Genomic DNA, 12,525 nt, shown 5'->3' with positions numbered 1-12,525 from the left:
CGGGTGTCATATTATGCGTCCAGCATATCAACGCCCGGGAGCCGCCACAATCAATCCAAACGAATATGGCGGATTCTCACAACAGCTACCGCTACTCGATTACAGCCCGTAATTCGGCAACTTGCGCTGCCAGCGCGGCCACTTCTTCGCGCAGGGAAGCGACTTCCTGCTCCAGTTGCGTTACGCGGTCGGCACGGCTGCCGCCGCCCTCGCCCGCTCCGCTTGCGCTGCCGCCGTATGCACCGGCGGTGGCCTCGCGCGCCAACGCGTCTTCGCCGCCGAGCAGGTGGCCGTAGCGCGGTTCGCGCGAGCCGGGCGCCAATGGCAGCTTGGAGACGATGGGCGGATACTTATCAATCAGGAATTGCAGGCCAGTTTCAACCTCGGCCACCGATTTGAATTCGTGCAGGCGGCCGGTGCGGGTGCGGATCTCGCCGGCCGTTTGCGGGCCGCGCAGCATGAGGATGGTCAGGATTGCCAGCTTGTCTTGTTCAAGCGTCCACTTCATGCGCATGCGGTGTTCGTACTTGACCACCCGCGCGCCGGACTGGCTGACGGTGCCCACCAGCTTGCGCTCGGCCAGGCGGGCCAGCACGTCGGCTACGGTTTCTTCGCTGATCTGCATCACCGGCTCGCGGCTGGAGAGCTGGTTGCAGCCGTTGGTCAGCGCGTTCAGCGACAACGGGTAGTTATCCGGCGTCAGGCCTTCTTTTTCGGCCAGTACCGCGAGCACGCGGATTTCAAACGGGTCCAGAATGTCGTCCATGTATTTTCCTTATTCGACCAGTTTGTTGAGTTCTGCCTGATCGAGCTTGTCGCAGGCTTTGATGTCCGGACAGGATAAACCCGCCGCCTTCATGGCTGCCGACAGGCGCTCGATCTGTTCTTCCTGTGCCACCGCGTGGGTGATCAGGCTGTGCAAGGCCTTCGACAGCGGGTCGTCGCCGTTGGCTGTTACGCCGTATGCGGAGAAGAAGCGCGAGGATGGCGATGGTGCTGCGTGTTCTTTCTGTACCAGGTGGGCCGGGTTGCCGACGGCGGTGGCGCCGGCAGGGACCGGTTTCAGCACCACGGCGTTGGAACCGACTTTGGCGTATTCGCCTACCGTGAAGCCGCCCAGCACTTTGGCGCCGGCGCCGATGATGACGCCGCGCTCCAGCGTCGGGTGGCGCTTGGCGCCTGCGTGCAGCGAGGTGCCGCCGAGGGTGACGCCCTGGTAGATGGTGCAGTCGTCGCCGATTTCCGCGGTCTCGCCGATCACTACGCCGAAGCCGTGGTCGATGAAGACGCGGCGGCCGATCGTGGCGCCGGGGTGGATTTCGATGCCGGTGATGATGCGGGCCAGGTAGGAGATGAAGCGGCCCAGCCATTTCAGGCCGTGGATCCAGCACCAGTGCGCCCAGCGGTGCATGACGATGGCTTGCAGGCCGGGGTAACAGGTCAGCACCTCCCAGCCATTGCGAGCTGCGGGATCGCGCTCGATGATGCTGCGGATATCCTCACGGAGGTGGTCAAACATGTTGGTGGTGCGCTTGCTTGTTGGTCAGACGAACATCATAGCGCATCCGCCGCCCTGCTGCAGGGCGGCGGCTAGAGGCTATCCTCAGCGCAGCGGCATCAGCCGGCGATCGACCGCGTCGCGCAACAAGCCGAGGAATGCCTTGTGTTGGCGTACGTGCATGCCCAGCACCTCCGGCTCGGTGATGCCATGCTCCATACGGAATGCGACGGATGCCTGGCGTTGCCTGGTCTCGTAGTCCGCCAGCCTTGCAAGCGTGTCGAGCGGCAAAGTGCGCATGCCAGGGCGCTTCGACTGCAGGCGAGACAGGCGTGCACGGTGCACGCGCAAGATCTCGGCAGCTGGCGCGTCGGCTTCCATTTGCAGGCCGTGCACCATTGGGCCGCTGCTGAACATCGATTTGCCACGAACTGGGGCAGTCAGCAGCATGGTGCCGTCCTCCAGCAGGCTCACCACCCGTACCAGGCGCAGCGCGTTGACCGCTTCGGCCACGACGGCGACGTCTCCACGTGCATCGCTCCAGAACTGACCGTGCATGGTTGCTCCCAGCATCGCGGTGATGGCCGGGTTCTCAAAACCGCACTGCAATGTCAAGTCACTGCTCGCCAGTTCGGGCGCCAGTTCTTCGAACCATTCCACGCCGGTTTCCTGCGGCACCAGTTCGACAGGATCGAAGCTGATCTGGCGCACCACGATTTCGGCCACTCTTTCTGCCTGGCTTGACAATTCCGCCAGCTCGGCCGCAGTGGGTTCGGCATCTGTCCGCGCTTGTTCGCCCTGCCATTGCTGGCAAAGCTCATTCAGGTCACCAATACTGTCTTCGCCGAATTGGCCGAACTGACTGCGCATCTCACGCAGGCGCTCGGTCGCTTCCCGCATCGCCGCGTACTGGCCAGCCTGCACTGCAGCGCAGCCACCGTCGCACAACGCGGCCTGTTCCTGGCTGTGTTCCTGCGCCTCCTGGGCGCGCTCACGTTCATCATCGTCGCCAGCGCCGGCAATTGAACGTTGCCAGGCTGCCGCGGCGAGACGGTATGTTCGCGCTGCATCGTCGTAATGCCCTTGGGCCTGAAGCAAGCCAGCCTGTGTGTCGAGCAATTCGCCATCGTCGGCAAGGCCTGGCGCTGCAGCGACAGCTTCGAGTGCCAACATCATGGTGGCGACATGGTGGCGGCTGCCGGTGGCATCTTCAAAATGGCCGGGCGGTATCTCCTCTTCGTCGCCAAAGCCCACTGCGGCGCGCGCAAGGAACAATACCTCCTGCTTCAACAAGGCAGGATGAGCGGGGTTGGCAGCCAGGGCCACGAGCATCAACTCGTACTTCAGCCAAGGGGGCGTGAAGCCCATGTCATCGACGGCAGCGAGCATCTCGACCATGAAGCCTGCATCGGCCGCATTGGCGGCGGCCAGGCTGCGCACGCTGGCCAGCGCCTCGCCCTGCAGCTGGTCGACCAGCGCGTCGAAACGGGGATCGGCATCGACCTCTTCGTCGTCATCCTCGGCGTAATCTTCATCGTCTTTTTCATCGTCCACGCCAAGCTCTTCTTCGGCAACCGCGTGAGCCCAGCGGAGCTGGACGCGTGCTGCCCGCAAAGCACTGGCGCGGTCGGCAGGATCCAGTTTGGCAGCCATTTTCCAGTCCGCGAGGGCAGACAGACGAATGCCGCAGGCATCCATCATCCGGGCACGTAGCCGGTAACCATCCGCCTGCGCTGGATGCGCGGCAATGTAGGCATCCAGTTGTGCTTCGACCTCGCCGAAATCGGCTTCATCGTCCAAAACCTTCTTTACCAGACCATCGAGTTTCTGCAACGAGAAGATCATGAAAGTACCTTCAAGTGAGGGGTAATCAGCCTTCTTTTGCGATACGCTGGCGGCGCGCTTCGTATAGGCAGACGCCGGAAGCGACCGAGACGTTGAGCGACTCGACCGAGCCGAACATCGGAATCGACACCAGCACGTCGCAGGTCTCGCGCGTCAGGCGGCGCATGCCCTCGCCTTCCGAGCCCATGACGATCGCGGTTGGGCCGGCGTAATCGCCTTCGTACAGGGTCTTGTCGCCGTCATCGGAGGTGCCGATCAGCCAGATGTCGCGCTCTTTCAGTTCGCGCAGGGTGCGCGCCAGGTTGGTCACGGTGATGAACGGTACCGATTCCGCTGCGCCCGAAGCCACCTTGGCGGCAGTCGCGTTCAGGCCTACCGAGCGGTCTTTCGGTGCGATCACCGCATGCGCGCCGGCGCCGTCGGCTACGCGCAGGCAGGCGCCCAGGTTGTGCGGGTCGGTAATGCCGTCCAGTACCAGCAGCAGCGGCGGGCCTTCCACCGCGTCCAGCAGCTCGTCCAGGTTGCGCGCCAGCGCCAGCTGGGACGCAAAGGCGATCACACCCTGGTGGCGGCGGGTGCCGACGATCTTGTCGAGGCGCTCGGATTCCACCGGCATCACACGCACACCGGCCGCCTTGGCATTGGCGATCAGGTCTTTCATGCGGCGGTCGTCGCGGCCCTGGTCGAAGAAGATCTCTTCAACGCTGGAAGCTTCGTGGCGCAGGCGCGAGGTAACGGCGTGGAAGCCGAAAATCATTTTGTTCTTGGACATCGTGGTTCTCAAAATAAGTCCGGCGCCGAAGCGCCGGACGGGTGCTTATCGTTTTTTCTTAGGCTTTGCGGCCTTGGTCACGCGCTGGGCGGTGGCCGCCTTCGGCTTGGCCTTTGGTTTCGGCTTGGCGCTCTTGCGAGCAGCTGGCGCCGATGGTGCGTGCGCCGGGCTGGCGGCACCACGCTTGGACGTCGAGCGGCCAGGCGCGCGGGTCGGCGCTTCTTCCCGTGCGGAGATCGACGGTGCCGCCGCGCCGCGTGCGCCCTTGCGCTTGCGTGCAACGGCCTGGTTGTCGTCTTCGTCAAAGCTGTCGAATTCGCCGAGCGAACCTACCAGGCCGCCGCCCTTGCGCGAACCCTTCTTGCCTTGCGGCGGCAGGGTCGAGATTTCGCTGTCGGCCAGGCGCAGGTCGATCTTGCGCGACTCCAGGTCGACGCGAACCACCTGCACGTTCACGCGGCCGGTCAGCTGGTAGCGTTTGCCGGTGCGGCCGCCGCGCAATTCGTGGCGCGCATCGTCGTACTCGAAGAAGTCGGCGCCAAGGTCGGTGATGTGCACCAGGCCTTCCACGAACAGCTGGTCCAGCTGGACGAAGATGCCGAAGTTGGTCACGCCGGTGATGATGCCGCTGAACTCTTCGCCCAGCTTGTCCTGCATGAAGTAGCACTTCAGCCAGGCTTCCACGTCGCGCGATGCTTCGTCGGCGCGGCGCTCGTTGGCCGAGCAGTGCACGCCCAGCGCGTCCCAGATGCTATGGTCGCCCTTGGCCTTCTTCTCTTTGCCATCCTGCTTGTCCTTCAGAGCCTGGCGGCGCTGCGCGTTCGAGATCGTGGTGTTCAGCACCGACTGGTCATTGATCTTCGGCTCGTACTTCTTGCCCGCCAAAATGGCCTTGATGGCGCGGTGGGTCAGCAAGTCCGGATAGCGGCGGATCGGGCTGGTGAAGTGGGCATACGCCTCATACGCCAGGCCGAAGTGGCCGATATTGTCAGGACTGTAGACCGCCTGCTGCATGGAGCGCAGCAGCATGGTTTGCAGCAGCTGTGCGTCCGGACGCTCCTTGATCTTCTTCATCAGGTCAGCGTAGTCGCGGGCTACCGGCGTATCGCCGCCGCCCAACGACAGGCCGAGCTGCTTCAGGAAATCGCGGACTTGCGTCAGTTTTTCCTTGGTCGGGCCGGCGTGGATACGGTAGGTGCCCGGGTGCTTGTGGCGCAGCAGCAGGTCCGCCGCGCATACGTTGGCCGCCAGCATGCACTCTTCGATCAGCTTGTGCGCATCGTTGCGGGTGCGCGGGATGATCTTCTCGATCTTGCCGGCCGGGTTGCAGACGATGTAGGTCTCGGTGGTCTCGAAATCGATCGCACCGCGCTCCTGGCGCGACTTCTGCAGCGCATGGTAGACGTCGTACAGGTTCTGCAGGTGCGGCACGATTTCCGCGCGGCGCGCCGCTTCCGGGCCCTTGGTGTTGCCGAGGATGGCCGCCACTTCGGTATAGGTCAGGCGCGCGGCCGAGTGGATCACGGCTGGATAGAACTGGTAAGCCTTCAATTCACCTTGCGCAGTGATCACGGCGTCGCACACCAGCGTCAGACGGTCGACGCGCGGATTCAGCGAACACAGGCCGTTGGACAGCTTCTCCGGCAGCATCGGGATCACGCGGCGCGGGAAGTAGACCGAGGTGCTGCGCTCGATCGCGTCGCCATCCAGGCCGTCGTTCGGCTTCACGTAGTGCGACACGTCGGCAATCGCCACGATCAGGCGGAAAGCCTTGCTGCGGCCGATCTTCACCGGCTCGCAATACACGGCATCGTCGAAGTCGCGCGCGTCTTCGCCGTCGATGGTCACCAGCGGCACGTCGCGCAGGTCGACGCGCTCGCCCCAATCGGCTTCATGCACCACGTCCGGCAGCCTGGATGCCTGCTTCAGCGCGGCGTCCGAGAAAATATGCGGCACGCCGAACTTGCGCACGGCGATTTCGATTTCCATGCCCGGGTCGTCCATGTCGCCCAGCACTTCAACGATCTTGCCGGACGGCTGCTTGAAGCGGCCTGGCTGCTCGGTCAGCTCCACGCTGACGATCTGGCCAGACTTGGCTTTGCCGACGGCGCCCTGCACCAGGATGTCCTGGCTGATGCGCTTGTCTTCCGGTGCCACGACCCACACGCCGTTTTCCTTCAGCAGGCGGCCGATGATGTGGGTGGTGCCGCGCTGGACCACTTCGACAATGGTGCCTTCCGGGCGGCCGCGGCGGTCGTAACCGGTGACGCGTCCCAACACCTTGTCGCCGTGCAGCACCTTCTGCATCTCGCGCTCGGCCAGGAACAGGTCTTCGCCCGGTTCGTCCGGAATCAGGAAGCCGTAGCCGTCGCGGTGGCTGGACACGCGCCCGGCCACGAATTCGGAATGGTCCGCCAGCACGTAGAAGCCACTGGTATCGGAACGGATCTGGCCGTCGCGCTCCATCGCATTCAAGCGGCGCGTCAGGACGGCTTGGGAATCGGCTTTGACTTTGAGCGACAGCGCCAACGTGCGCAGGTCGAGCGGCGCCTTGGCGCTGCGGAAGATGCCGAGAATCTCTTCGCGGCTAGGAATGATATGAGTGGAGTTCAAAAGTTCTTCAGTAATCTTTTTATTGGTTGTTAGTGTAACAGGAAGGACCGTGCACAAAAATCTTTCGCAGGCCCTTTGACATCGGCTGAGTTTCCTCTATAATTCTGGCTCTCGCAGCGATGCGGGTATGGCGAGTCGATGTGCAGCGTGGAATGAAAGTTCATCTGGCGCAAAACTCACCAAAGCAGTATGATAGCAGATGTTGTTGCTAATGCCCACGTGGCGGAATTGGTAGACGCGCATGGTTCAGGTCCATGTGCCGCGAGGTGTGGGGGTTCGAGTCCCTCCGTGGGCACCAAAAATTCCGCAGAGAAGCCGCTGATTATTCAGCGGCTTTTTTGTTTTCAGCGTCGGATTTATTGACGCCTCAATGCTTCCGCCTGATGTGCGCCACAGCGCCATGGCGGTGCGCATACTTCTTGCGGCATCTTCCCTACCCCATCAATCCGTAGGAGACCGCCATGAAAACATTGCTCGCCGGCCTATTGCTGGCCGCCAGTACCGCCACCGCAGCACCGGTTTTCAATTTTTCATATGTCGCCGGCACCTCGATCCAGGCGCAGCAAGGCTTCCAGGCGGCGGCCGCACGCTGGTCAAGTTTGCTGAACGATAATGTGACGATAAATTTGACGGTCGGCTTCAACTCGCTTGGCGGCGGGATTCTCGGGCAAGCGGCCTCGGCAGAAGACTTCCACACCTATGCCTCGGTCCGCAACGCCCTGGCGGCCGATGCGACCTCCGCAGCCGACGCCACCGCGGTCGCCCACCTGCCCGGCGGCGCGACTTTCGGCATGCTGATCAACCGCACCGCCAACAATCCGCACGGCGCCGGCAGCGCGACACCCTACGTCGACAATGATAGCGACGCCAACAACCAGATCCTCTCCATCACCAACGCCGAAGCCAAAGCCATCGGCCTGGCCGTCACGCCGCAATCCCTGCCGGGCTGCATCGGCAATTGCGACGGCTTCATCCAGTTCAACAGCAACTTCAATTTCGACTTCAACCCGAACAACGGCACCGACGCCAATGCCTTCGACTTTGTCGGCGTGGCGGCGCATGAGATCGGCCATGTGCTGGGCTTCATCAGCGGGGTCGATATCCTGGACGGCAATTCCCCACCCTATAACGGTCCCTTTAACGACAACCTGTTCACCTACGTCTCCACGCTCGACCTGTTCCGCCATTCCGCCATGAGCGCGGCGCATGGCGTGATCGACTGGACTGCCGACAATCGCAGCAAATACTTTTCGCTGGACGGCACAACTGTTGGGCCGGAATTTTCCACCGGCGTGAACTTCGGCGACGGCCGCCAGGCCAGCCACTGGAAGGACAACCTGTTCATCGGATTGATGGACCCGACCGCCGGCCTGGGCGAAACCTTGCACATTACCGGCAACGACATCCTGGCCATGGACGCGATTGGCTGGAACGTCGCGGTCATTCCCGAACCATCGGGCTGGGCCATGCTGGGCGCCGGACTGCTACTGCTTGCGGTGCGCCAGCGTGGCCGTTCCAACAAGCTTTCATAATTGACTTGACGCGTGGGCAGCAGGCCATTACTATGCGTGCCTCGTTGCAGAACAACGCGACAATGCCCACGTGGCGGAATTGGTAGACGCGCATGGTTCAGGTCCATGTGCCGCGAGGTGTGGGGGTTCGAGTCCCTCCGTGGGCACCAAAAATTCCGCAGAAAAGCCGCTGAGAAGCGGCTTTTTTGTTTTCCGCTTCCACTCAAGCCCGGAATGGAAAGTTGCACGAAAATATTAATTAACACTTGACCGATTCGGTCTCGACCATTAATATGCGTGCCTCTGTTGCACACAACACTGCAGCAGAGAGTTGAAGAAGTTAGCGCCCACGTGGCGGAATTGGTAGACGCGCATGGTTCAGGTCCATGTGCCGCGAGGTGTGGGGGTTCGAGTCCCTCCGTGGGCACCAAACGCTACCTTCTGAGACAAATGCAGTAACAGTGCCCACGTGGCGGAATTGGTAGACGCGCATGGTTCAGGTCCATGTGCCGCGAGGTGTGGGGGTTCGAGTCCCTCCGTGGGCACCAAGAATTCCGTAGAAAAAAGCTCCCTTCCGGGAGCTTTTTTCATTTACGCGTTCAGCGCCGCTTCCACTGCCTGCGACAGGCTGCGGGTTGGGCGGCCGATCAGCTTCTCCAGCGCTTTTCCATCATCGAACAAATCGCCGCGCGCCGAACCGGCATCCGAGTCGGCCAGCAATTCAGGCCATGGCGCCGGCACGCCCACGCCGGCCAGCACAGCGGCGAAGTCCGCCTGCGGCAATTCGCGATATGCGGCAGCCTTGCCCGCCTGGCGCGCCGCTTCGGCGGTCAGTTCGGCCAGTGTGAACGAGGTGCTGCCCGCCAGTTCATAGACTTGCTGCGGTGCTTCCGCGGTCAGCACGGCCACAGCGGCAGCTGCATAGTCGGCGCGGGCGGCGGCAGAAATACGGCCATCCCCTGCACTGCCCACCATTTCGCCGCGCTGCGCAGCGCCCTGGATGCGGCCGCCGAAGTTCTCGAAATACCAGCCATTGCGCAACAGGGAGTAAGCCAGGCCGCTGTTGCGGATCGCCGCTTCGGTGGCGACGTGTTCTTCGGCCAGGCGCAATGTGGAGGTATCGGCGCGCAGGATGCTGGTGTAAGCCAGCAGCTTTACGCCGGCGCGCTTGGCCGCGTCGACCACGGCGCGGTGCTGCGGCACGCGTTTGCCGACCTCATTGCCCGAAACCAGCAGCACGCGGTCGGCGCCTGCCAACGCGGAATCCAGGCTGGCCGGATCGGTGTAGTCCGCGCGGCGTACCTGCACACCACGCGCCGCCAGGTGCGCCACTTTGCCCGGATCACGCACGGCGGCAACGATTTGGGCTGCCGGCACCTTCTCCAGCAAGCCTTGCACCACCAATTGACCCAATGCGCCCGAGGCTCCAGTTACGACGATCATGTTTTTCTCCTTGGTTGAAAACGATGTAGGGCTATAATAGGACCAACACTAACTTTTCGTAAGTACGTACTTTTTGGTAAGTATGGAAAAAACTTCAAAATCCCTGCGGGCAGCGTTGGCCCGCCGCTCGGCAAAGCCGGGAAATGTCCTGGCGCCCGATTGTGCGTCGCGGGCCATCTTGAGCCATGTGACCAGCCGCTGGGGCGTCCTGGTGCTGGTGGTGCTCCTCGGCGGCATGCACCGTTTCAGCCAACTGCGCAAGGAAGTGGGCGGCGTCAGCGAAAAGATGCTGGCGCAAACCCTGGTCGCGCTGGAAGGAGACGGTTTCGTGCTGCGCACTGCCCTGCCCGTGATTCCGCCGCACGTCGAGTACAGCCTGACACCGCTCGGCCAGGAGGTCGCCGAGCGCCTGGAAGTGCTGGTCGACTGGATTGAGGACAACGTGCAACGCATCGTCGCGCCGCAGGTGTAATACACTGGCAGAGTGGAACCGAACAACACCATTCTCGTGGCAACCGGCGCCAGTCTCGATGTGGCGGCGCTGGAGCTGGCGCTCGCCCGGCACGATTACCGCGTCGAGTCGGTCACCAGCGGCCAACTGGCGCTGGAAGTGGCGTCCGCCGGCGGCGTGGTATTGGTGCTGCTCGATACCGCGCTGGCCGGCGGCGCCGCGCTGGAACTGACCGGCCAGCTGACGCAGGCCGATGCAAGCCGCCGCATTCCAGTGCTGCTCATGTCGCACCGCCCGACCAACGATGAAAAGGAACGTGCCGCCCGCGCCGGCGCCGACGGTTACTTCACCCTTCCCCTGGCCACCACCAGCGTCGTCGACCATGTGCTGTTCGCGCTGCAAGGCCAGCGCATCGGCGGCTTCGACCTGGAGGTGAACTACCACATGATGGCGGCAGCATCGCCGGACGCGGTGGTGCTGATCGATATGGACAGCGGCCGCCCGGTCGACCTGAATCATCGCGCAGAACAGCTGCTTGGCCGCAGTGCCCTGGAGTTGCTGACCGCCCCGTTTTCCGCCTTCTGCGACCCGCTGGAAATGAACGCCATGATGCAAAGCGTGCTGGCCGGTGAGCTGCGCGTGCACCGCATGTCCCTGCGCCACAGCAGCGGGCGCATGGTCGAATGCAATGCCCGCGGCGTCAGGATCGCCAAGCCGGGCCGGCGCCTGTTCCATATCCGCCTGGTGGACGTCACGGGCACCCAGCGCGCCGACGACCTGCGCATCGGCCAGGAGCGGCTGCTGGAAATGATGGCGCGCGGCGTGCCCCTGGAGGACACGCTGCACAAGCTGGTGCAGCTGGTCGAATCGCAATCGCCGGGCGTGCTGTGCTCCGTCATGCTGCTGGATGAAAACGGCACGCACATGCACTGCGCCTGCTGCCCCAGCCTGCCGGGTGCCTACGCGGCCCTGCTGGAAGGAATGGCGATCGGCCCCGGCGTGGGCTCCTGCGGCACCGCCATGCATCGCCGCGAAGCCGTCGTGGTGTCGGACATCGAGCACGACCCGCTGTGGGCGCCCTACCTCGACCTGATCCGCGACTTCGGCCTGCGCGCCTGCTGGTCCATGCCCATCATGCAGGACGAGGACAAGGTACTGGGCTCCTTCGCCATGTACTACCGCACCGTGCGCCATCCGGATAATGAAGAACAGCGCCTGATCGGCGTCGCCAGCCACCTCGCCAGCATCGCCATTGAGCGCGCCCGCCGCGAAGCCGAACTGGCGCGCCACCGCAGCCACCTGGAAGAATTGGTCGAGGCCAGGACCGCCGAACTGACGCGCGCCAAGCAACACGCCGAATTGACCAGCGAAGAACTGCAAGCGGCGCTGGAAAACCTCAGCATGACGCAGGATGAACTGGTGCGGCGCGACAAGCTGGCCGCCCTCGGGTCACTGGTGGCGGGCGTGGCGCATGAATTGAACACCCCGATCGGCAATAGCCTGATCACCGCCTCCACGCTGGCCGACCACACCGCCGCCTTGAGCAGCCAGGTCGAAGCCGGCATCCGCCGCTCGGAGCTGGAGGCCTACCTGGAGCGTGCGCGCGAAGCGGGCGACATCATCCAGCGCAACCTGCAGCGCGCCGCCAACCTGGTGGGCAGCTTCAAGCAGATCGCCGTCGAAACCACCGACACCCAGCGCCGCCACTTCTTCCTCGACCAGCTATTGCAGGAAATCCTGGCGCCGATGTGGGCCAGCCTGCCGCAACCCCGCCCGATCCTGGTGCTGGACGTGGTGCCCGGCCTGCAGCTGGACAGCTACCCGATCCCGCTTAGCCAGGCGCTGGGACATTTGATCGACAATTGCATCATCCACGCCTTTGCCGCGCCTGGCGATGGCGAACCAACGGTCACCATTACCGCCAGCGCCGAGGGTAGCGACGTGCTGCTGTCGGTGGCCGACAATGGCGCCGGCATTCCCCCCGAGCACCTGCACCGCGTATTCGATCCGTTCTACACCACGCGGCTCGGCGCCGGCCAGTCGGGCCTTGGCCTGTACATCACCCACAATATCGTGACCGGCGTACTGGCGGGCCATATCGACGCGGCCAGCACGCCGGGCCACGGTGCCACCTTCACCATGCGCCTGCCGGCCGCCGCACCGAGATGAAACGACACCTCGCCATCCTGCTACTTGCCGCCATGGCCGCCTTGGCCGCCGGCATCGCCACCGCCCGCCCGGCCTGGTGGTACCTGTATCAAAGCCGCGTCGACGGCCAGCGCGCCTGCTCGCAAACGCCGCTTGGCGAGGGCTGGGTGCAAATGGCCGGCCCTTTTAAAGATGCCCATTGCGAAAAGTTGGTCCGTAATAAATAATGAAGTCAATGCAAGAA

At 63.4% G+C, this 12,525-nt stretch carries 10 protein-coding genes and 4 tRNA genes; 8 read left to right on the top strand and 6 right to left on the bottom strand.

Translation table 11 applies throughout. The features are described 5' to 3' along the window. Positions 1–91: 91 nt before the first annotated feature. The 5 genes from BM269_RS18875 to rnr form a co-directional block, all read right to left on the bottom strand. A complete protein-coding gene (locus tag BM269_RS18875; RefSeq protein WP_090440341.1) occupies positions 92–766 on the bottom strand; it encodes a YceH family protein in 675 nt (224 codons plus the stop codon). Positions 767–775: 9 nt separating this feature from the next. Next, positions 776–1,519: a serine O-acetyltransferase gene (gene cysE, locus BM269_RS18870; RefSeq protein WP_090440338.1), complete on the bottom strand. Its 744-nt coding sequence runs from the start codon at positions 1,517–1,519 to the stop codon at positions 776–778. Positions 1,520–1,603: 84 nt separating this feature from the next. Beyond that, positions 1,604–3,343 (bottom strand): hypothetical protein, encoded by a 1,740-nt coding sequence (locus BM269_RS18865; RefSeq protein WP_090440335.1) that lies wholly within the window; start codon positions 3,341–3,343, stop codon positions 1,604–1,606. 25 nt (positions 3,344–3,368) lie between these two features. Beyond that, complete coding sequence (rlmB, locus tag BM269_RS18860; RefSeq protein WP_170860435.1) at positions 3,369–4,100, bottom strand: 23S rRNA (guanosine(2251)-2'-O)-methyltransferase RlmB; 732 nt, start codon at positions 4,098–4,100, stop codon at positions 3,369–3,371. Positions 4,101–4,160: 60 nt separating this feature from the next. Then, positions 4,161–6,728 carry a ribonuclease R gene (rnr, locus tag BM269_RS18855; RefSeq protein ID WP_090440329.1) on the bottom strand — a complete coding sequence of 856 codons (2,568 nt, stop codon included), beginning with the start codon at positions 6,726–6,728 and terminating at the stop codon, positions 4,161–4,163. Positions 6,729–6,941: 213 nt separating this feature from the next. Between rnr and BM269_RS18850 the strand changes: the two genes are divergently transcribed. The 5 genes from BM269_RS18850 (at position 6,942) to BM269_RS18830 (ending at position 8,787) form a co-directional block, all read left to right on the top strand. Further along, positions 6,942–7,026 (top strand) — tRNA-Leu (locus BM269_RS18850). Between the two features lie 163 nt (positions 7,027–7,189). Next, a complete protein-coding gene (locus BM269_RS18845) occupies positions 7,190–8,260 on the top strand; it encodes an NF038122 family metalloprotease (protein ID WP_090440326.1) in 1,071 nt (356 codons plus the stop codon). 64 nt (positions 8,261–8,324) lie between these two features. Then, positions 8,325–8,409 (top strand) — tRNA-Leu (locus BM269_RS18840). A gap of 175 nt (positions 8,410–8,584) precedes the next feature. Continuing rightward, a tRNA-Leu gene (locus BM269_RS18835) sits at positions 8,585–8,669 on the top strand. Between the two features lie 33 nt (positions 8,670–8,702). Next, positions 8,703–8,787 (top strand) — tRNA-Leu (locus tag BM269_RS18830). A gap of 43 nt (positions 8,788–8,830) precedes the next feature. Here the strand turns inward: BM269_RS18830 and BM269_RS18825 are convergent. Then, the gene (locus BM269_RS18825) at positions 8,831–9,682 is read right to left on the bottom strand and encodes an NAD(P)H-binding protein (protein WP_090440323.1); all 852 of its coding nucleotides are present in this window, start codon (positions 9,680–9,682) and stop codon (positions 8,831–8,833) included. Positions 9,683–9,764: 82 nt separating this feature from the next. On the opposite strand from BM269_RS18825, the gene BM269_RS18820 reads away from it, so the two are divergent. The 3 genes from BM269_RS18820 to BM269_RS18810 are packed head-to-tail and all read left to right on the top strand — an operon-like array spanning position 9,765 to position 12,508. Continuing rightward, entirely contained in the window at positions 9,765–10,154 is a 390-nt protein-coding gene (locus tag BM269_RS18820) for a winged helix-turn-helix transcriptional regulator (RefSeq protein ID WP_090440320.1), read from the top strand. Positions 10,155–10,166: 12 nt separating this feature from the next. After that, positions 10,167–12,302: an ATP-binding protein gene (locus BM269_RS18815; protein ID WP_090440318.1), complete on the top strand. Its 2,136-nt coding sequence runs from the start codon at positions 10,167–10,169 to the stop codon at positions 12,300–12,302. Beyond that, complete coding sequence (locus tag BM269_RS18810) at positions 12,299–12,508, top strand: hypothetical protein (RefSeq protein WP_090440315.1); 210 nt, start codon at positions 12,299–12,301, stop codon at positions 12,506–12,508. The genes BM269_RS18815 and BM269_RS18810 overlap by 4 nt, the downstream gene beginning before the upstream one ends. Positions 12,509–12,525: the final 17 nt, after the last annotated feature.

It is taken from the genome of Duganella sp. CF458 (assembly GCF_900113115.1).
GTDB lineage: Bacteria > Pseudomonadota > Gammaproteobacteria > Burkholderiales > Burkholderiaceae_D > Rugamonas.
The sequence above is the reverse complement of the archived record's forward strand: the minus strand, read 5'-3'. Positions and strand labels throughout refer to the sequence as shown.